General features: G+C 42.5%; 20 protein-coding genes and 1 tRNA gene. 9 read left to right on the top strand and 12 right to left on the bottom strand.

The genetic code is table 11. The features are described from left to right. The first annotated feature begins 67 nt into the window (after positions 1–67). The 4 genes from cysS (at position 68) to F893_RS08620 (ending at position 3,679) form a co-directional block, all read left to right on the top strand. Positions 68–1,489 (top strand): cysteine--tRNA ligase, encoded by a 1,422-nt coding sequence (gene cysS / locus F893_RS08635; protein ID WP_004279960.1) that lies wholly within the window; start codon positions 68–70, stop codon positions 1,487–1,489. Between the two features lie 62 nt (positions 1,490–1,551). After that, positions 1,552–1,627: transfer RNA gene (locus F893_RS08630), tRNA-Gly, on the top strand. A gap of 192 nt (positions 1,628–1,819) precedes the next feature. Then, positions 1,820–2,608, top strand: a complete 789-nt coding sequence (locus F893_RS08625; RefSeq protein WP_004279961.1) for a hypothetical protein — start codon at positions 1,820–1,822, stop codon at positions 2,606–2,608. 93 nt (positions 2,609–2,701) lie between these two features. Continuing rightward, positions 2,702–3,679 (top strand): fatty acid desaturase family protein, encoded by a 978-nt coding sequence (locus F893_RS08620; RefSeq protein WP_005251487.1) that lies wholly within the window; start codon positions 2,702–2,704, stop codon positions 3,677–3,679. A gap of 31 nt (positions 3,680–3,710) precedes the next feature. On the opposite strand, the gene F893_RS08615 is transcribed toward F893_RS08620, so the two are convergent. Continuing rightward, positions 3,711–4,652 carry a cation diffusion facilitator family transporter gene (locus tag F893_RS08615; RefSeq protein WP_004279963.1) on the bottom strand — a complete coding sequence of 314 codons (942 nt, stop codon included), beginning with the start codon at positions 4,650–4,652 and terminating at the stop codon, positions 3,711–3,713. A gap of 130 nt (positions 4,653–4,782) precedes the next feature. Continuing rightward, positions 4,783–5,424, bottom strand: a complete 642-nt coding sequence (gene yfcF, locus F893_RS08610; protein ID WP_004279965.1) for a glutathione transferase — start codon at positions 5,422–5,424, stop codon at positions 4,783–4,785. Between the two features lie 240 nt (positions 5,425–5,664). Between yfcF and F893_RS08605 the strand changes: the two genes are divergently transcribed. Beyond that, positions 5,665–6,381: a glutamine amidotransferase gene (locus F893_RS08605; protein WP_004279966.1), complete on the top strand. Its 717-nt coding sequence runs from the start codon at positions 5,665–5,667 to the stop codon at positions 6,379–6,381. A 47-nt stretch (positions 6,382–6,428) separates the two neighbouring features. On the opposite strand, the gene F893_RS08600 is transcribed toward F893_RS08605, so the two are convergent. The 5 genes from F893_RS08600 to F893_RS08580 form a co-directional block, all read right to left on the bottom strand. After that, positions 6,429–7,016, bottom strand: coding sequence for a YceI family protein (locus tag F893_RS08600; protein WP_004279967.1), 588 nt, complete (start codon positions 7,014–7,016; stop codon positions 6,429–6,431). Positions 7,017–7,145: 129 nt separating this feature from the next. After that, positions 7,146–7,601, bottom strand: coding sequence for a GNAT family N-acetyltransferase (locus F893_RS08595; protein ID WP_005251478.1), 456 nt, complete (start codon positions 7,599–7,601; stop codon positions 7,146–7,148). Between the two features lie 175 nt (positions 7,602–7,776). Beyond that, positions 7,777–7,992, bottom strand: coding sequence for a hypothetical protein (locus F893_RS08590; RefSeq protein WP_005104357.1), 216 nt, complete (start codon positions 7,990–7,992; stop codon positions 7,777–7,779). Positions 7,993–8,126: 134 nt separating this feature from the next. Beyond that, positions 8,127–10,115: a transketolase gene (gene tkt, locus F893_RS08585; protein WP_004279970.1), complete on the bottom strand. Its 1,989-nt coding sequence runs from the start codon at positions 10,113–10,115 to the stop codon at positions 8,127–8,129. A gap of 445 nt (positions 10,116–10,560) precedes the next feature. Next, positions 10,561–10,944, bottom strand: coding sequence for a prepilin-type N-terminal cleavage/methylation domain-containing protein (locus F893_RS08580; RefSeq protein WP_004279971.1), 384 nt, complete (start codon positions 10,942–10,944; stop codon positions 10,561–10,563). Positions 10,945–11,417: 473 nt separating this feature from the next. On the opposite strand from F893_RS08580, the gene metK reads away from it, so the two are divergent. The 3 genes from metK (at position 11,418) to F893_RS08560 (ending at position 14,737) form a co-directional block, all read left to right on the top strand. Continuing rightward, complete coding sequence (gene metK, locus F893_RS08570; RefSeq protein ID WP_004279972.1) at positions 11,418–12,584, top strand: methionine adenosyltransferase; 1,167 nt, start codon at positions 11,418–11,420, stop codon at positions 12,582–12,584. Between the two features lie 330 nt (positions 12,585–12,914). Then, on the top strand, positions 12,915–13,259 hold the full coding sequence (locus tag F893_RS08565) for a hypothetical protein (RefSeq protein WP_005104359.1): 345 nt from the start codon (positions 12,915–12,917) through the stop codon (positions 13,257–13,259). Positions 13,260–13,525: 266 nt separating this feature from the next. Next, entirely contained in the window at positions 13,526–14,737 is a 1,212-nt protein-coding gene (locus F893_RS08560) for a YeeE/YedE family protein (RefSeq protein ID WP_004279974.1), read from the top strand. A gap of 53 nt (positions 14,738–14,790) precedes the next feature. On the opposite strand, the gene F893_RS08555 is transcribed toward F893_RS08560, so the two are convergent. The 3 genes from F893_RS08555 to F893_RS08545 all read right to left on the bottom strand — a co-directional run bounded on the left by F893_RS08555 (position 14,791) and on the right by F893_RS08545 (position 17,402). Continuing rightward, positions 14,791–15,300, bottom strand: a complete 510-nt coding sequence (locus tag F893_RS08555; protein WP_004279975.1) for a hypothetical protein — start codon at positions 15,298–15,300, stop codon at positions 14,791–14,793. 63 nt (positions 15,301–15,363) lie between these two features. Then, complete coding sequence (locus tag F893_RS08550) at positions 15,364–16,143, bottom strand: TIGR03915 family putative DNA repair protein (RefSeq protein ID WP_004279976.1); 780 nt, start codon at positions 16,141–16,143, stop codon at positions 15,364–15,366. Further along, complete coding sequence (locus tag F893_RS08545) at positions 16,143–17,402, bottom strand: putative DNA modification/repair radical SAM protein (RefSeq protein ID WP_005251474.1); 1,260 nt, start codon at positions 17,400–17,402, stop codon at positions 16,143–16,145. The genes F893_RS08550 and F893_RS08545 overlap by 1 nt, the downstream gene beginning before the upstream one ends. A 207-nt stretch (positions 17,403–17,609) precedes the next feature. On the opposite strand from F893_RS08545, the gene F893_RS08540 reads away from it, so the two are divergent. Continuing rightward, entirely contained in the window at positions 17,610–18,653 is a 1,044-nt protein-coding gene (locus F893_RS08540) for an NAD(P)H-dependent flavin oxidoreductase (RefSeq protein ID WP_004279979.1), read from the top strand. A 55-nt stretch (positions 18,654–18,708) separates the two neighbouring features. Here F893_RS08540 and F893_RS08535 read toward each other — a convergent pair whose 3' ends face one another. Further along, on the bottom strand, positions 18,709–19,386 hold the full coding sequence (locus F893_RS08535) for a hypothetical protein (RefSeq protein ID WP_004279982.1): 678 nt from the start codon (positions 19,384–19,386) through the stop codon (positions 18,709–18,711). A 249-nt stretch (positions 19,387–19,635) separates the two neighbouring features. Further along, positions 19,636–20,661: a tRNA dihydrouridine synthase DusB gene (gene dusB, locus F893_RS08530; protein WP_004279984.1), complete on the bottom strand. Its 1,026-nt coding sequence runs from the start codon at positions 20,659–20,661 to the stop codon at positions 19,636–19,638. Positions 20,662–20,705: the final 44 nt, after the last annotated feature.

Genomic DNA, 20,705 nt, shown 5'->3' with positions numbered 1-20,705 from the left:
ATCTTTATGAATAATTATGCTTAGGTTAAGATGATTCATCCTTTTATTTGAAGTCTTTTGAACAGCTATGCAACCATTTGTTCTATATAACTCAGAGCAACGCAAAAAAGTAGAATTCGTACCTCGTGTTGAAGGTCAAATTGATCTGTATGTCTGTGGTATGACGGTTTATGACTACTGTCATATTGGACATGCACGTACAGTGGTTGCATTTGACTATATTATCCGTTTCCTGCGTAGCCAAGGCTGGAAAGTCAAATATGTGCGTAATATTACGGATATTGACGACAAAATTATTAAACGTGCCAATGAAAATGGCGAAAGTATCTCAGAGCTAACCAGCCGCTTTATTGATGCGATGAATGAGGATTTTGCCAAACTGGGCTGCCTTGCACCTGATGTAGCACCTAAAGCCACAGATTACATCGATCAAATGCAAGCAATGATCGGCAACCTGGTCGACAAAGGTACGGCTTATCCTTCCAATAATGGCGATGTCTACTTTGAGGTCGAGAAATTCGCCAAATACGGTCGTCTATCTGGCCGTAAACTAGAAGATATGCAAGCGGGTGCGTCTGAACGTGTCGATGTCGAAGTTGAAAAGAAACATCCATTTGACTTTGTACTGTGGAAACATGCCAAGGAAAATGAGCCATCATGGGCATCACCGTGGGGTAATGGCCGTCCAGGCTGGCACATCGAATGTTCCGCAATGTCGACCTGCTGCCTAGGCAATCATTTCGATATTCATGGCGGTGGTGCTGATTTAACCTTCCCGCATCATGAAAATGAAATTGCACAATCTGAAGCATCTACTGGCGAACAGTATGTCAATTACTGGATGCATGCCGGATTTATTAATGTCGATGGCGAGAAAATGTCGAAGTCTTTAGGCAATTTCTTCACTATTCGCGACGTGATTGAAAAATTCCATCCGGAAGTGGTGCGTTATTTCATTGTGTCTTCCCATTATCGTAGCCCGGTGAATTACTCGGATGTTGCCTTAAAAGAAGCAAAAAATACCTTGTCTCGTTTCTACCATTCTTTTAAAACCTATCAGGCGGTTTATGGTGATCATCTGATTGAAACTCTGGATGAGGCTTTGGTTGAGCGTTTCAATGCCGCTATGCGTGATGATTTCAATACGCCTGAAGCGATTGCGGTATTGTTCGAAATCAATAAAGAGCTGAATCGTACCGTGAAAGAAGAAAATGCGGAACAGGCAGCGATCTACTACGCAACTTTACGTCACCTGACCAATATTCTCGGTCTGGTACAGCAAAATGTAGATGAGTTCCTCAAATCTGACATTGGTCAAGAAGCTCTAGGATTGTCACCTGAACAAATTGAAGATTTGATTCAACAGCGTCAGGATGCCAAGAAAGCCAAAGAATTCGCACGCGCAGACGAAATCCGTCAATCTTTACTTGATCAAGGTGTTGTTCTTGAGGATACCCGTCAAGGTACAGTTTGGCGCCGTGCTGATTAATTAATCAAACAGATTTATAGGGAGTTGACACTGCTGTGGAATTCTCTATAATTCACCTCATTGCGGGAATAGCTCAGTTGGTAGAGCATAACCTTGCCAAGGTTGGGGTCGGGAGTTCGAGTCTCCTTTCCCGCTCCAGAATACGAAAAACCCTTATCGAAAGATAAGGGTTTTTTTATTGTGTTTGAAAAAAATTTATTAATAAAATGTATATCTCAAATCACTTATTCATCCTCTTTTACCCTGACAATTTTTTTGGGTTATTCATGACAAAGTGCTATTGTGGATAAACTTTAAAACTTTCAATCCCTTTCATAACGATATCGTTTCATGACTTATAAATTAAATGCTCGTCATCTAATTCTAGATCTTTTATATGCCTCTAAAAACTCCACCCTGTCTATTAAGCGGATATTAACTGCTGCTGAATTATTGGGTATATCTGACAATGGTATCCGTGTCGCTGTGGCCCGATTAAATCAGGAAAATGTGATTCAAGCTGTAGAGCGCGGCGTATATCAATTGCTAGAGAAAAAATTCGATACTTCTTTTATCAGCTTAAACAAACACCCTGATATGCAAACGGCGACCACATGGAACGGAAAATATGTATTGGTCTATACCGGCACTTTGGGACGTGTAGACCGTACTGCCTTATCTAAAAGAGAAAAAGCGCTACGTTATTATGGTTTTCAGGAACTAGAGCAAAATGTTTTTATTCGTCCCGATAATTTAACACTAAACCTAAGTCCATTAAAAACAGCTGTAATCCAGTTTGGATTAGATCCTGACGCACGTTTTTTCCAAATCAGTCAACTGGAAAGTGAAACCGAAGTTCGTGATTTATGGGATATCGAAGCGCTACATCAGACCTATCATGCAGTACAGCATGATATCAATGACTGGTTTGAGAATTACCAAAATCTGACTTTAGCAGATGCTGCAAAAAGTGCCTTTTATCTAGGTAAATCTGCCCTGTTTAGTTTACGTGCTGATCCTTTGCTTCCTGCAGAATGGATAGACACCGATGCCCGACAACAATTTGAGCTCGCAGTCCGCAAAATAGAAAAACAGGGTCAACTTTTATGGCAACATTATTTTAAAGACCAAGGGGTCTAATTTATTTCTATTTTATACACAAAAATAAATTGACTGTAATATTTCATCCAAATATATTGAATACAGCAATAAGAACTAAATATAGGCAGAAGAATGATCAGCAAGGTCAGTGTCACAGAACTTTTTAGTCGTGATGAAATTAAAGAACTCACCACGACCTCAGACTTGCACGGTGCCTGGGCAGTAGGTTCGACATGGACCGTAATTGTCATGACCTTTGGCACGGTAGCCTATAGCTGGGAATATTTACCTACGTGGGGGAAAGTCCTGATGTGCGCGCTGGCATTGGCCATTCTTGCTGGACGCCAGCTTGCCATGGCTATTTTGATGCATGATGCCTCGCACCATAGTCTTTTTAAAACCAAATGGTTGAACACTCATTTGACTGACTGGCTCTGTGCACGCCCGATCTGGAATGATGTCAGCAAGTATCGTCCTTATCATCTGAAACATCATGCTAAAACCTCGCAACCAGATGATCCTGACTTGGGGTTGGTAAAAAACTTTCCCATTACGCAAAGCTCACTATTCAGGAAATTCTTCCGTGACCTGAATGGGCAATCGGGGCTTAAATTTCTCGCTGGTCGAGTATTAATGGATCTGGAATTACTGGAATGGAGTGTTTCCAATGACCCCAAGCCAATTCCGCGTGATGATCGCAGCAATTTAGAGTTAGCGAAAAACTTGCTTAAAAATAGTTCTGGTATGTTAATTTCAAATGCAGCAATTTTTTCTGCGCTTTGGGCCAGCGGCCATCCTAAACTGTATTTATTATGGCCTCTCGCCTATATCACCCCATTTCCTTTGTTCATCCGCATCCGTGCCATGGCTGAACATGCCGGATTAGAAACCAGTCATTCTGCCCTTAGCAATACCCGAACTACTCGTGCAGGCTGGCTGGCACGTGCTTTGGTTGCCCCGATTCATGTGAACTATCATATTGAACATCATTTGATGGCCTCTGTTCCGCATCAAAAGCTGGGGAGAATGCACCAGATGTTAAGGGAGCGTGAGTATGTCGATGCTCCGCCAAGTTATCTGGATGTGATTCGTTCACTTTTAAAAAAATAATCAACTTTCCCGATGCTTAGATTATTCCACTTCAATGCTGATGGGTTTCAGCATGTGAATGCGGATGTGAGGATTGTCCCCGATGTTCCGGCGGGCAATCTTCCGCTTCAATCTGCAAGGTCATCTCGGTAATATGATGCTCATGGTGAAGCATCTCAAAGGTCTGATGCCGCAGTTTCTGATAATCCACATTCGGTGCAACCAGATGCACGGTCAGCATGACTTTTTTGGAAGTAATCGCCCAGACCTTGAGCTGATGAATATCCTGGACCCCATCAAGCGCCAAAAGATCGTGACGTAATTTTTCAATATCAATTTCCTCCGGCACACCTTCAAGCAGAATATTGATGCTCTGTTTCAGCAAAATCCAGGTTCTTGGCAATACCCAAAATCCGATTAATACTGCAATGAGTGTATCTATCCACATCCAGCCGGTGAAATAAATCACTAGTGCTCCAATAATCACGCCTACAGATCCCAGTGCATCACTGAGCACTTCCAGATAAGCACCTTTGACATTGAGACTTTCCTGACTACTAGACACCAGAATTTTCATGGAAATCAGATTAATGATCAGCCCCAAAACAGCAACAATCATCATGCCAAGGCTTTGAATTTCTGGTGGATGACTCAAACGCTGATAAGCTTCAAACAAGATATAAATCGCAACCACAAACAGCATTAAGGCGTTAAACAAAGCAGCCAAAATCTCAAAGCGCTGATAACCAAATGTCCGTTTATTGTCTGCCGGTTTTTGTCCAATTTTGATAGCGACTAAAGCGATAGCCAGTGCAGCAGCATCGGTAAACATATGCGCAGCATCAGAAAGTAAGGCCAAACTTTGAGTTAGAAAACCAGCAATCACTTCCACAATTAAAAAAGTGGTGGTTAATCCCAGCGCTATTGATAATTTTCTGGCATTTTTTGCAGTCACGGTGACATGACTATGCTCATGATGATGTGAATTTCCCACCGGCCACTCCTTCCTTCTTATTCAACGAGGACTGTATCCTCAGCATCTTTCAAGTCTTGTTCTGATTCATATTACGCTTGAATTTTACCTATTTAAGTAGTTTTTTTATGAACTGTTTTATCAGTCGGCATTAAATTAAAGTTTTAGCTTTTTCATGTTCTTCCAGCCACGCCTGTACCGAAGCACGCTTAAAATTACCCTCGACATATTCTATTATTTTCACAGGAAGTTTCACCTGATGGCTCAGCAACCGATGCAATATAAAGGCCAGATCAAAGTCTGCAATTGACCAGTGTTCAGTTAACCATATATCCTCCAGCATATGTTCTGCCACATTTAACAATCGCTGAATTTCTTCAGTGATCGGAGCTGTAAGAGGTGTAGATATTTTTGGTGGATGAAATACCGAATCGGAAGGCATTTGCTGGCGGATTTGCATAAAATCCGTTTTGACCAAGGCTTGTATGGCCCGACATTTAGCTCTGGCATGAATTTCCTTTGGATATAAGGCTGGATACTTAGGTGCTGGAAAGGCATCTTCCAAGTATTCAGTGATCGCCCATGATTCAAACAGGCTAAAGTTATCTACTATTAAATACGGAACTTTAGCACTTGGACAAATGGCTTGATAAGCCGCAGATTTCTGTTGCTGCTGATCTAAATCGACCACTATTTCCTGAAAATCTAAACCCTTTTCTTTTAAGGCAACATAGACCGACATGGCATAAGGGCTGATTCTGTTTTTATCGACATATAAACTTATATTTTGCATATCCTTGATCCTGATAGGCTTGTTGTTTTTATTCAGTACGGCAGCCTTACTCTACTCTCTTTCCTATATAAAAGGAAAATGACCCGCTTCATGTAGCAATCACACAAAAATGTTTATACAGTTGCCGATAGCGAAGCGATATTCATTATTTTCTATAATGTATGTGATGTGAGGCATAAAGCCTTTTATTTTGCTTTTGATTCACGTTAAATTAAATCATTCTCTTGATATCAAAAAACTATGCTGAACTTAGCTCACCTCCCCGATACCGTGTATGCCATTCAACATTTGGCTTTTGAAGACTTAGGTGCTTGGGAAGATATTTTTTATCAGCTCGGCTTACGTGTGCGTTATTTCGAAGCCGGTATCGATGATCTCACCAAGGCGTTTGAACATCCCGGATTAACAGTTATTCTCGGTGGCCCGATTGCAGTCTATGAAACTGAGGATTATCCTTTTTTACAACAGGAAATGGACTTACTTAAAGTTCGCCTGCAAAAGAATTTACCGACGTTAGGCATCTGTTTAGGTGCGCAGTTAATTGCTGCTGCCTTGAATGCCAAAGTCTATCCGGGAGATGTGAAGGAAATTGGCTGGTCTAAACTCAGTCTTACTTCTATTGAAAATAATCCACTAAAAGCTCTTGAAGATATCGACATCCTGCATTGGCATGGTGATACCTTTGACTTACCTGAACAGGCAGAGTTACTGGCCAGCTCTGACCTTTATCCAAATCAGGCTTTTCAGGTAGGACAAAACATTCTGGCACTACAATTCCATGCTGAAGTGGCCAGTGAAAGTTTAGAGAAATGGCTGATTGGACATACCTGTGAGTTACGCAAAGCCCAGATCAATATTCCTGCCTTACGGGCGGATCATCAAAGCTATGCAACCGCGCTTGAACAGGCAGCCAGCTCGGTATTGATGCATTATTTAGAAAACCTACAACTTAAATAACCGTAATAAAAAAGCACCCAATTGGGTGCTTTTTTAATTTGTCATGCTTATTTTTTCAGAGCAGGTACAGAAGCCTCGGTAGTAATGTTTACTGTAATTTTATCGCCCACATTTGGAACATAACCGCCTACCCCAAAGGCTGAACGGTTAAATGAAGTGGTTGCATTAAAACCTATCGTTTGTAATTTGGTCATTGGGTGTACACCCTGTTTATTCAAAACTGCATCCAGTACCACAGGCTTAGTGACATCTTTCACGGTTAAGTTACCGGTGATTTTGTATTTGTTTTTGCCTAAAGCCTGAACTTTAGTACTTTTAAAAGTGATATTCGGATATTTGGCAGCATCAAAAAATTCTGCTGTCTTAATATGATCATCCAGTGCTTTCACATTCGTATTAATGCTTGCAACCGGGATGTTCACATTGACCGAGGAATTCGCAGGTTTTGCATTATCAACATTAATGGTACCCTGGATGTCACTGAAGTTTGCAGATGGTGTAGAGAAACCAAAGTGGCTCCAAGAGAACACCGTTGCTGAATGAGTCGGGTCAATCGTATAGGCCACTGGTTTTGCCATAGAAACTGTTGCTACAGATACGACCGCCAAGCCTAATGCTAATGTTTTGAAATTCATGTTTTTATCTCACGTTTTGGATGTTATTAAGTGTATAGAATCTGGAACCGTTTACAGCCCTAAAGATAAAACGTTTTGTTGCAGCGATGAAACGATAAAATTGTAAGTTATTTTTTTAATTTTTGAGCTTTAATCCATACGGTACTGAATGAATCCTGTTTTCTTAGCGACTTTGTTATACAACACTTGTGCCTGATGGTTTGATTCCTGAGTCAGCCAGTAAACCCGGTCGCAATTACGCTGCTGCGCTACCTGATAGACATGTTGAATCAGCTTGCGCGCCACGCCTTGTCCGCGATAGTCCGGATGGGTAAATAGATCCTGCAAATAGGCATAAGGTCTTACTGTCCAGCTACTGTTATGTTCGATAACATGCACAATTCCTACGACCTTTCCATCAATCAAGGCCGCAAAACCGTACATTGAATCTAATTCATAATTGGTTAATTTATCCCAGGTATTTTCACTTACCTCTTCAGAAATTTGCGTCTGATAAAAGCGTTGATAGTCTTGCCATAAAAATAGCCATTCTGCCTGTGATATTTGCTCTAAAGATTTGATCTGGATCTGGGGCTGTATATTCATGTTTAACCGCTTCTTTGGCTTATTTCTTTAATTTAAGTCATTTCGATAGTAGTCGCTGAATTTTTATAGCGGCCTAAACTTAGCTTTATCTCATCTGGTGCTCATAAGCAACCTGTCAGATGAAAATCATCCGGCATAAAAAAAGTCCCAATCAGGGACTTTTCATGCTTTATGTTTAAAGTTTTTCAACCAGAATACGATCAACCTGTTTTAGGCCAGTCGTCTTTTCATGATTTTTACGACGCACTTTAATGATATTTTCTTCGGCTAATTCTTGCAGCATTAAATCAACTGCAACCATCGCTTCAAGAGGTAATTCCTGTCCGATCCACTTGAGTTCGCCTGCATCCATTAAAATAATTTCATCGTTAATTTGTTCATACAAGCTCATGTTCATCTCACTCTTTCATTTCGACTATGGGAGAACTTTCTAACGATTGCCACATCAAAACAACGCTAAAAAGCGAAAAAATAAAAGACGCCCCAAAAATGGAGCGTCTTTTAAAAAACTGCTTAATCAGTTGATTATGCAGTAATCTCTTTTATAGCTGCTACAACTGCTTCAGTAGTAATACCGAAGAACTGGAACAGATCTTTTGCAGGTGCAGATTCGCCATACGTTGTCATACCGATTACGCGACCATCAAGACCCACAAATTTCCACCAGTAATCAACATGTGCAGCCTCAACAGCAACACGTGCACGAATATTTGATGGAAGAACCGCTTCACGATAAGCTGCATCTTGCTTCATGAATTCTTCAGCACATGGCATAGACACGACACGCACGCCTTCAAGCTGTGCATAAGCTTCCATTGCCAGAGATACTTCAGAACCAGTTGCAATGATGATGGCTTTCAATTCGCCTTTTTCTTCAGCCAATACATAGCCACCTTTCGCAGCGTTCTCAATTTGAGCTTGAGTACGGGTTTGGAATGGCAAGTTCTGACGAGAGAAGATCAATGCGGTTGGACCTTCAGCACGCGTTAATGCAGATTTCCAAGAAATTGCTGCTTCAACGGTGTCACATGGGCGCCATGTATTTAGGTTTGGTGTACCACGAAGGGATGCGATCTGCTCAACAGGTTGATGCGTTGGGCCATCTTCACCCAGACCAATTGAGTCATGCGTATACACATGGATCACGCGCTGTTTCATTAATGCAGACATACGTACCGCATTACGTGCATATTCCATAAACATCAGGAATGTTGCTACATAAGGGATGAACCCGCCATGCAGTGCAACACCATTCGCGATTGCAGTCATACCGAATTCACGTACGCCATAGTGTACGTAGTTACCTGCCGGATTGTCTTGTACGCCTTGCGCGCCTTTCCAAAGGGTCAGGTTAGAACCTGCAAGATCCGCAGAACCACCTAGAACTTCTGGCAATAATGGAACAAGTGCTTGCAATACATTTTGGCTGGCTTTACGCGTTGCAATTGTTTCAGCTTTGGCATTCACTTCTGCAATATAGGCATCCGCTTTTGCAACGAAGTCAGCCGGTAATTCACCAGATAAACGACGTTTAAATTCAGCGGCTTCAGTTGGATATTTTGCAGCATAAGCAGCAAATGTTTCGTTCCAAGCTGCTTCTGATTCAGCACCTTTGGCTTTCGCATCCCAAGCTGCATAAACATCTTCAGGAATCACAAATGCTTCGTCAGTCCAACCTAGCGCTTCACGAGTCAACACGATTTCGTCATGACCGAGTGGTGCACCATGACTGTCTTCTTTACCTTGCTTGTTTGGTGAACCCAAACCAATCACGGTTTTACAGATAATGATGGTTGGTTTAGCAGTTTCAGCTTTCGCCTCAATCGTTGCCTGACGGATTGCATCTGCATCGTGGCCATCAACTTTAATCACTTGCCAGCCGTATGCCAGAAAGCGTTGTTCTGTATCGTCAGAGAACCAGCCTTCCACTTCGCCGTCAATCGAGATGCCATTGTCGTCATAGTAAGCAATCAATTTGCCTAGACCCAATGTACCCGCCAAAGAACATGCTTCGTGAGAAACACCTTCCATCAAACAGCCATCGCCGAGGAAGCAATAAGTGAAGTGATCTACAACTTGGATGTCGTCTTTGTTGAATTGCGCAGCTAGAGTTTTTTCAGCCAGTGCAAAACCGACAGCATTCGCGATGCCTTGACCTAAAGGACCAGTCGTCGTTTCAATCCCTGGTGCATAGCCCAACTCCGGGTGACCAGGTGTTTTAGAATGAAGTTGACGGAATGCTTTAAGATCTTCAATCGAAAGATCGTAGCCCGTTAAATGAAGAAGCGCATATTGAAGCATAGAGCCATGGCCATTTGATAATACAAAACGGTCACGGTTTGCCCAATTCGGGTTGGTCGGGTTGTGGTTCATGAATTCACGCCAAACCACATCAGCGATATCTGCCATCCCCATTGGAGCACCTGGATGTCCTGAGTTTGCTTTTTGCACAGCATCCATTGCCAATACACGAATTGCGTTTGCAATACGACGTTCATTAAGCGGGGTTGTCATAAATCAGAGTCCAAAATATTCAGAAATAGGAAATGATGAAAAGACTTTCAAAACTGCTGTCTATTGTCTTAAAAAAACAGCGAGGGGTAAAGACTAACCAACAATATTTATCAGTTTATTGAGTGTCTCTTGCCTTATCGTACAATTATTCCACATTTCTTCTTCGGCTTTGATTCGCTCTACTGGTTTACAGATTGAATTATCCTGCATTTCAAAAGCGACTTTAATTTCTGTATCTGGATTTCAAGCTGATAAACAGGATTGAATTTATGCTGATTTTGTTTCTATTTCATATGTCTCACACCATTATTTTTGAAGAAAATTCATACAATTCTCTGATGTATTCATAATGTAATTTGTATTAAATTTTATAAAATATTGGCAGGATTGTTTGATATACAGGTGAAATCTAATTTGCTTAGGCTAATTTCCAACCTCGGCAGACTTATTGTCCTTGACAATCTTTAGGCAAATAGCGCTGCTGAATATCAGTGGAATAACATTTGCCACTATGAACATCAAAAGCGACTGATTTCCCGCGAATCGCAGTATCTACACCCTGCTCTCGTATCTTGAACTCTATCCGGCAAGCGGCATTAATAATGACTTTTTCGATATATTGACCATGCCCACCAATCTGGCGTCCGGCATCACAGTGCTGATCCGAAGCAATAAACTGGGTTCGATATGCTCCAGCCTGTTCAAACACTTCGGCCAATTGATTACGCACGACATAAGCTTGATAACTCATAAAAGCCATCGTCACTAAAATCGCGATAATGATGAGCACGATCAGCACTTCAATCAGGGTAAATGCCTTTTGATACATGATTTCTGATCTCCTTACAGTCTTGCTCCAAGAAGTCCATAGCAAAAGATGTCGCCATTCCTAACCAGCTAATGTGGAAGACTTAGCGCTAATATGAAGATATACCCGAACATCAACAAGACATTTGGTCGCAAGGCGCACAGCCTGAATCTGCTTTATTGATGTAATGATCACTTGCTTAAGTAAATTTTGAATTTTGAGCTTTGTATTTTTTCTATCGTCTATTTTTTTAAGATTTAATCGGAAATCTAAGCATTTAATTTTCTGACAGTCTGACGGATTAAAATATTGTTGCTTCATATTCCCCAATCAATAATGCTGTCTAAATAGACATATCAATTTTTTTAATTCTATTAATCAATTAAAAACACAATAATTTGAAACAATTTCGACCAATTTTGTCGTGTTAAGCTAGTCCTAGAGCGCAACTCGATGTAACATATCGGGTCTTTAAAATTAACTGTGATAGGACTATGCGCGAGTACGCTGTATTTACTTCGGAATCTGTAAGCGAAGGCCATCCAGATAAAATGGCTGACCAAATCAGTGACGCTATTTTGGATGCAATCTTAAAAGAAGACCCATATGCACGGGTTGCTTGTGAAACGCTTGTAAAAACAGGTGCGGTTGTACTTGCCGGTGAAATCACAACGACAGCAAATGTTGATTTTGAGGCAATTGTACGTCATACCGTAAACGGAATTGGTTATCACCATTCTGATCTTGGTTTTGATGGTTCAACCTGTGCCGTGATCAACATGATTGGTAAACAGTCACCTGAAATTGCTCAAGGTGTCGACCGCCAGAAACCTGAAGATCAGGGTGCCGGCGACCAAGGTTTAATGTTCGGTTACGCCAGCCGCGAGACTGATGTATTAATGCCTGCGCCGATTTCATATGCGCATCGCTTGATGGAAAAGCAGGCTGAATTACGCCGTAATGGCACCTTGCCATGGTTACGCCCAGATGCAAAAAGCCAGGTAACGTTTGCTTATGAAAATGGCGTACCAGTTCGTTTAGATGCAGTCGTTCTTTCGACTCAACATGATTCTGAAATCACTCAAGCGAACCTGAAAGAAGCTGTGATTGAAGAGATTGTGAAGAAAATCATTCCTGCTGACATGTTCCATGCGGACACCAAATTCCACATCAACCCAACGGGTATGTTTGTGATCGGTGGTCCTGTGGGTGACTGTGGTTTGACTGGCCGTAAAATTATCGTAGATACCTACGGCGGTATGGCACGTCACGGCGGTGGTGCTTTCTCTGGTAAAGATCCATCTAAAGTTGACCGCTCTGCTGCGTATGCAGGTCGTTATGTGGCGAAAAACATCGTTGCTGCTGGCTTGGCTGACAAGTGTGAGATTCAGGTGTCTTATGCGATTGGTGTTGCTGAGCCAACTTCAATTTCAATCAATACATTCAATACTGCAAAAGTCTCTGAAGAATTGATTATTGCACTGGTTCGTGAACATTTCGACTTACGTCCATATGGCATTACCCGTATGCTTGACCTGATCCAGCCAATGTATAAGCAAACTGCTGCTTATGGTCACTTCGGTCGTGAAGGTTCAGATACTGCATTTACTTGGGAAAAAACTGACAAAGTGGAAGCGCTTAAAGCCTCTGCTGGTCTATAAGTTTTTCTTAAAAAAAGCCTGCATCATGCGGGCTTTTTTCTGTCTTTCATTTCTTCATTTTTAGAATTATCTCTGGCTCATGATGCCAAATATCTAAATACCAAACTTCATACTATAATCTGCATGTCGAATGATAGTTTTGAAGCTCCCCTCTCTGTGAATATCACTATTCCATGAAACTTAAAACAACTTCCGACTGTGCCATTACAGTATAAGTATCGAAAAAAGTTACAGTTAATCAACAAATGTTGATCTATTTGCTAGCATAAATCTAAACAAATGGCTGCTAAATTAGATTGCAGCTCTACAACAACAAAAGGATATTACTCGATGAATAAATTACTGATTGCTTTAGGTTTGGCGACCACTGTTGCCTTAGTCGGCTGTAGTAAAGAAGAAGCGCCTGAAACCGGCGCAACCACAGGTGAGCATTTAGAAAATGCAGCCAATCAAGCCGGTCATGATATGGAAGATGCCAGCCGTGAGGCTGCGGTAGAAACCGAACGAGCAATGGATAATGCCGCGGAAAATACTGCTCAGGCAGCGGACGAAGCAGCTGCTGCAACGTCTAGAGCAGCAGATGCCACTGCGGAAGCAGCACGTAAAGCAACTGCAGCAACAGCTGCGGCAGTTGAGGAAGGTGCCGGAGAAGTTCGGGAAAAAGCTGAAAACTGATTTTAGGATTCAGCTTGATGTTTAAAAGCCTGCGATTGCAGGCTTTTTTATCAGAGATGATTTTAAATATCGAATTATCTAAATTGAAATTGCATTATTTCTTGATGGGATCAATTTTTTATCTAAATGATTCGATAAAATCAAATAAATTGATAAAACTTATCAAGTATTAGAATGACTTAATTGTGATTGAATCGGCAAAACGGGCTGCATTTAAACTGAAATTCAGTAGAATACCAGCCTTTATTTTTAAAATTTAATCTCCCATGTCAGTCATTGTTGCTGCTTCCCAACGGTCGAATATTTCGGTCTGGGCAGCTTTTATTTTGCTTATCATAGGTACAATCGGTGCCTATCAAATCGTAGGCTTAAATCAGGCCCTATTATTTTTGGTTGGTGGTGCACTGGGCATGACCCTGTACCATGCTTCATTTGGTTTTACTTCGAGCTGGCGTGTCTTTATCAAGGAACGTCGCGGCCGTGGTTTACGTGCGCAGATGATTATGCTGGCGCTGGCAGTTTTACTGTTCTTCCCCGCTTTAGGTGCAGGTGAATTGTTCGGCAACCCAGTCAAAGGCAATGTTAACCCTGTTTCCATGTCAGTCATGATTGGTGCCTTTATTTTCGGTATCGGTATGCAGCTCGGTGGCGGTTGTGCATCAGGTACCCTGTATACCGTAGGTGGCGGTAGTGCACGTATGCTGGTGACGCTCTTGTTCTTCTGTATCGGGTCTGTGATTGCGACCTCCCACCTTGACTGGTGGTTTGCCCTGCCACATCTTGAGCCTATTTCACTGGTAGAAAGTTTAGGCGTCCTCCCTGGATTGCTGTTGAGCTTTATCGTTTTTGCCATCATTGCTGCGGCGACTGTTTATTTTGAAAAGAAACGTCATGGTAGCCTAGAAATTGAGCCACGCAGTGAATATCAGGGCTGGAAGCGCTTTGTTCGTGGTCCATGGCCTCTGATTTGGGGCGGTATTATTCTGACCTTGCTCAACTTTGCCACTTTGGCACTGGCAGGTCGTCCTTGGGGCGTGACCTCTGCGCTGGCAGTTTGGGGTGCCAAAGGTGCTACGCTCGTAGGTGTTGATGTAGCTTCTTGGGATTATTGGCAAAAAGCAGGCAATGCCAAAGCACTGGCAGAATCATTATGGTTTGATATTACATCAATGATGAACTTCGGTATTATGCTGGGTGCTTTGTTGGCAGCAAGTTTGGCAGGTAAATTTGCGCCGAATTTCAATATTCCAAAACGTTCACTGATTGCTGCTGTTGTAGGTGGCATAATGCTGGGCTACGGCGCACGCTTAGCTTATGGTTGTAATATCGGCGCATATTTCAGTGGGATTGCATCTGGTAGTCTGCATGGCTGGTTATGGCTGGTGTTTGCCTTTATCGGCAATGGCATTGGGGTAAAACTTCGTCCAATCTTCTTCCCGGATGAGAAACCGCAGCCTGAAAAACTGAGCGGTTGTTAATTTTTAAAATCAAAAGCCCATCTTGATGATGGGCTTTTTTCTATCTTTGAGATTTACAGCACAGCTTTTAAATTACAGCCATAACCCATGGTCTGCTGGACCTGACGATAAGTCGTATAACGATCCAGAATAAAAGTATAAAAATGATCAGCGTCGGAGAAATTTGCTTTTAAATTTTCATTCTTGGCATTAGGCAATTTAATGTCATCGACCAGTTCCAGATTGTAATGTCCCAAGCGGTACATATCGGCAAAATAACTATTCATCATATCGCAATAGGCAATTTTACTGGGTTTTAATGCCGTACTGCTAACGAGATGCTGGTTCAAGCTTTGCAGATTATTGACATCTAAAGGAAACTGGTGTGCGAAAGCAATGCTTTCGACTTTCTTAAATTTCTGAAAGTCTTGGGCTAACTGGACATTGAGTGCATCAAAACGTTGCTGCAGTTCCTGTGCGGTCTGAACCTGATATTTGGCTGGATCTACGACCGGTTTTTGTGGTTGTTCCGAACATGCAGTTAATCCAGTGAGCAGCGCTAATGACGTTAGCCATACCTTCATGTTTATACACTCAATTTAAATATACCAATGCTTATTATGCCTGAAAGCAGCTTGATGTACTGTTTAAAGTAATTTCTCATTCATATAACGCCAGTAGCGCTTTGGCACATATTGAATATGCAATTTCATGTTCTTGCGCGCCTGAATATTCACACTGTTAAAATAGTCTTTCCAGAGCTGATCATATAGCAGCTCTTGATCATCCAGTTCAATACTGAATGATTGACTATGACCAATCCGGATTTGTGGATCGATTATTTCAGCGTTCATCTCGACCTGATGCATCTGCCTTAAATCATAATAAATACCGTAATTACGCTGCTCGTCATAAATCAGCCAGCTTTGATCCTGATAACGCTCCTGAAAATGTCGGGAAATAATCGGCAAGACATTAAAATCCGGTCTGACCAGACTCAGAAACAAACCATCTTTGGCTTTTTTAAAGCGTACAAAAGCCTCCATACGATGCTTTTCCCGCCCCACTTGCTTGGCCCATTGCGACATGCCGATCACCGCAGTATGACCATAATCTTTATCGACTGGACGCTGGTTTTGAAAGACATAGACTGCAAAATCAAAAAGAGTCTGGAACGCTGCTTCCTGCTCTGACAAAAACGTATAGTAAAAAGCACGCAAACTGCTGGAAGATACTTTCTGCTTTAATCCCTGCCACACCCGCTGCCCATGCTGATCATTAGAGGCCACATGGATAAATTCATCAAATAAACCTGTTTGTGCTTGAGGATTGGCCGTCACTATCACGTTAAATTCTTTAAACTCGAAAGCACGAAATACACAACTGAGCAGACCAGTCATGCTGCCATCAAAACAGTAACTTGCCACTAGAAACCCAATCCTAATTGAGGTGAAAGTTGCTGCTGATATTTGGATTGTCCTGACATCAAAATTTGCTGGCGAATCTGATGGGATTGCTGATCTTTCTTAAATTTCGGTGTATCTGCACAGCGGATAAAATGCTGCGCCCGGTTATAAGCCACGCCCATGCGTTTTAGCTGGTCAATATGAATCTGTCCAAAACGGCGGGCCTGTACAATTTTCTGAGCGGAACGCACGCCTATGCCGGGTACCCGTAGAATCATTTTATAGTCGGCACGGTTAATATCGACTGGAAAGGCTTCAGGATGACGCAAGGCCCAACTGAGTTTGGGATCAATCTCCAGCTCCAGATTCGGATGCTGCTCATCGACAATTTCATCAGCAGCAAAGCCATAAATACGCATTAGCCAGTCGGATTGATACAGACGATTTTCTCTTAATAATGGTGGTGCTGAGCCGATGGCGGGTAAGGCTTTCTCTTCAGGGTTAATCGGAATATAACCAGAGAAATACACCCGTTTCAGCTTGAATTCCTTGTAATGCCGATCAGCCATCAAAATAATATCCTGATCGGTTTCACTATGCGCGCCCACCACCATCTGTGTGGTTTGTCCGGCAGGTACAAACTTGGGGACTGACTTGATCAGCTTGCGTTCATCTTTGAGCTGGATCAACCGGTCGCGTACAATGCCCAAGTCTTTTTGTACTTCGGCATGGGTTTTCTCAGGCGCAAATTTTTGCAGTCCCGCTTCCGTCGGTATTTCCAGATTAATACTCATACGATCGACATACAGTCCAGCTTCGGTAATGATCTCCTGTGATGCACCCGGAATAGTTTTCAGATGGATATAGCCATTAAAGTTTTCTTCGAGTCTAAGTTTTTTGACCACCTGCAGCATCCGTTCCATGGTGTGATCGGCCGATTTAAAAATCCCCGAACTGAGAAACAGACCCTCAATATAATTACGCCGATAAAAATTCATGGTCAGATCCACGACTTCCTGCACGGTAAATGCAGCACGCTGGACGTCATTGGAACGGCGCGAAACACAATAGGAACAGTCAAAAATACAGACATTAGAGAACAGAATTTTCAATAAGGACACACAGCGGCCATCTTCGGTATAACTATGACAGATGCCATTCCCGGTATTGCCCACGCCCTTGTCTTTATTTTTACGGTTGCTACCGCTGGATGAGCACGACACATCATACTTGGCAGCATCGGCTAAAATTTGCAGTTTTTCACGGATACGATCAGACATGAGCTCAAAAAATATTTGACCAAAAGGCTATTATAAGGTGTTCAATTCTAGGCTAATAAAAGTTCTATCTTTTTGGCGACGTAGCGTGTCGCAAGAAATGTAAATAACACGTAACCCATGCTGCAGTATTTCAAAATAAAATAACCAATATGATTTGCTTAATTTTGTGCTCAAAGGCAAAGTAAAAGCATAACAAGGAGCAAATCTATGTCTTTATTAGAAAATCTCGGAATTAAACATCCTATTTTCTTGGCACCGATGGCAGGTGTCTCTACGCCCGAGCTTGCTGCCGAAGTGTCCAATCAGGGCGGCTTGGGTTCACTAGGTCTGGGGGCCAGCAGTATTGATGCAGCTCGGCAACAGATTTTAAAGACTCAAGAACTGACAGATTGCCCTTTTCAGGTTAATTTTTTCTGTCATGACACTGTTCCTGTAGATGAGGCTGTAGCGCAGGCATGGATTGCACAGTTTAAAGATAAATTTGCCGAATATGGCGCTCAGGCACCAGATCATTTGGAGTGTATTTATCCGAGTTTTAAAGACAATGATGACTTTCTGAATCTGGTATTAGAAATCAAACCGCGAGCAGTCAGCTTTCATTTTGGGATTCCACATCCGCATCAGATTCAAGCCCTAAAACAAGCAGGGATTCTGACCATGGTATCTGCCACCAATTATGCCGAAGCTAAAGCCATTGATGCAGCCGGAATTGATATCATTATTGCGCAGGGTATTGAGGCTGGTGGCCATCGCGGGATTTTCTCGACCAAGTTTGATGCTTCAGTCAAAACCTCCAATCTGGTGAAACTGATCAAACAGCATTCTTCCTTGCCGATTGTAGCGGCAGGCGGGATTATGACGGGTGAGCAAGCGCGTCAAATGATGGATTTCGGTGCAGATGCCGTGCAACTTGGGACTGCATTTGTGCAGTGTAAATCTTCTAATGCCAATGATGCCTATCGTAAAGCCTTATTTTCCAAGCCACTCACTCAGGTGAGTGCCAGTATTTCCGGTCGTCCTGCACGTGGCATTATTAACCACTGGCATATTGAGGTGGATACACCCGATCGGCTGGATGTTCCCGCTTATCCATATACTTATGATCTGGCCAAGCAATTACATGCTGCTGCTGCCAAACATGGGGATCAAGGTTATGGTGCATTCTGGGCAGGTTCGAACGTGGCACAAATTCGTGAAATGGAAGCTTCCGATCTGATTAACCAGCTCATACTGGAAATGAAGCATCTTTAATACTTGAATCATAAAAAAACCTCTCCACATGGAGAGGTTTTTAATTTATCTAGAATTAGCGTGTGACACGATGCCAGGCATCTTTAACTGCAAATTTCGCTTCTTCCCAGTTGAGGCGAGACTCACCTTTTAACTGTTCCCACTTGGTACGTAGTTCAGGTTCGGCACGGTCAAAATCCGTATCATGCTCATACATCGGACGATTTTCATAACCGACCCGGTAAGCACCGCGATAATCACGATCATAATCTAGATCGCCATATGTGCTCCGCGTTTCATTGAAATACGGGCGATTATGATACTCATCTCTCCAGTAATTATCTTCTGCACTCAAATGATCTGGATGTCGATAATTATCTGCCTCAGGCAAGTTCTCTGGATGCTGGTAATTATCTGTCTGCTTCCCATGATCAGGCGTTGCAATGTCATTACCTGCAATACCGCCAACTACTCCACCGATAATACCACCCACCACTGCACCTGGAGGACCACCTACTAGACCTGCAACTGCGCCTACCGCAGCTCCACCCAAAGTACCGGCACTGGTCGCAGCCAGATTATCCTCACCTTCATTCATGTCTGGAACACGAGGATTATCTTTCACGGGTGTATTCAAATCTGGACGAGCGTTAGTATCAGTCGGATTGATATTTAGGCCTTCACTGCGTTCTTGTGGCAATTCCGTTGACGTTTTATGGCTAAACTCTGTGACTGGACGATTGGTATTTGTCATTACAGATCTCCCTCAATGATGACGATAAACAAGATGGATCACATCTGGTTTATATCTGGATAGGTTCATCATAGAGGAAGCTTGAGTAAGCAATGTCCAAGTCCTGTCCAGTTTAAGTGAACAAACTGTGCTGCTATGTATTAGACAGGCTGAAGTGTAAACAGAATGCAAAAATCAGCCCGCTCAAGATAAAAAAGGTAGGGATTTCATGCAAAAAATATTAAATGATTCGCTGAATTTTGCCCGTCATTACTTGGTTTCCAGTAAATTCACCTGCTCGACTTGTACATCATTCATGGTTAAACCATGTTCTAGCAATGCATTAAAATAATCTTCTACCACACGATACTGGTCAGCCGTATTTTCCACCTGATACATGTTCTGGCGAAACTCGTTGCTGGAACGCAAACCTTTGGTGTACCAAGCAATATGTTTACGGGAAATCCGGCAGCCGGAATACTCGCCGTAAAATTCGTATAATTCTGTCAAATGTCCCAGCAGTACATCTTTAACTTCTGTAATACTCGGTGCATCAAGATGTTGACCGGTTTTCAAATAATGGGCAATTTCACGAAAAATCCAGGGCCGACCTTGTGCTGCACGACCAATCATAATTGCGTCTGCACCAGTATAATCCAGCACATATTTGGCTTTTTCCGGACTGTCGATATCACCGTTAGCAATCACGGGAATCTTCAACATTTCCTTTACGTCTTTGATTAAAGAATAACGCGCGGTATTCAGGTACATATCTTCACGGGTACGGCCATGTAAAGCCAGTGCCGCAATTCCGGCTTGTTCAGCACGTTTGGCGACCCGTATAATATTTTCCTGGCCGTTCAAATAACCAAGACGGGTTTTTAAGGTCACTGGCACATCAACTGCAGCCACAACTGCATCCAGAATACGCGCAACTAGATCTTCATCCTGCAATAAAGCAGAACCGGCGAGTCGGTTACAGACCTTTTTGGCTGGGCAGCCCATATTAATATCAACAATTTGCGCACCATTGGCCACCTGATAACGTGCCGCTTCAGCCAGATCATGGGGATCTGAACCAGCAATCTGCGCTGAAATCGGTGCCAGCTCTCCATCAAAATTGGCACGATATAAGCTCTTTTTACTCATGCGCAAAGTTTTGTCAGATGTCATCATTTCACTGACCGCATGGCCTGCACCAAAGTATTTGCACAAGGTTCTAAACGGACGATCGGTCACACCTGCCATGGGAGCGACAATCAAATTGTTTGACAGTTGATATGGACCAATATACATATAAATTCATCACTTTTTTGATGGGCATAGTATACTGCATCTGC

Origin of the sequence: Acinetobacter sp. CIP 102136 (genome assembly GCF_000369685.1) — a bacterium.
In the GTDB taxonomy this organism is placed as follows: Bacteria; Pseudomonadota; Gammaproteobacteria; order Pseudomonadales; family Moraxellaceae; genus Acinetobacter; species Acinetobacter fasciculus.
This window is presented reverse-complemented; position numbering and strand designations above follow the sequence as displayed.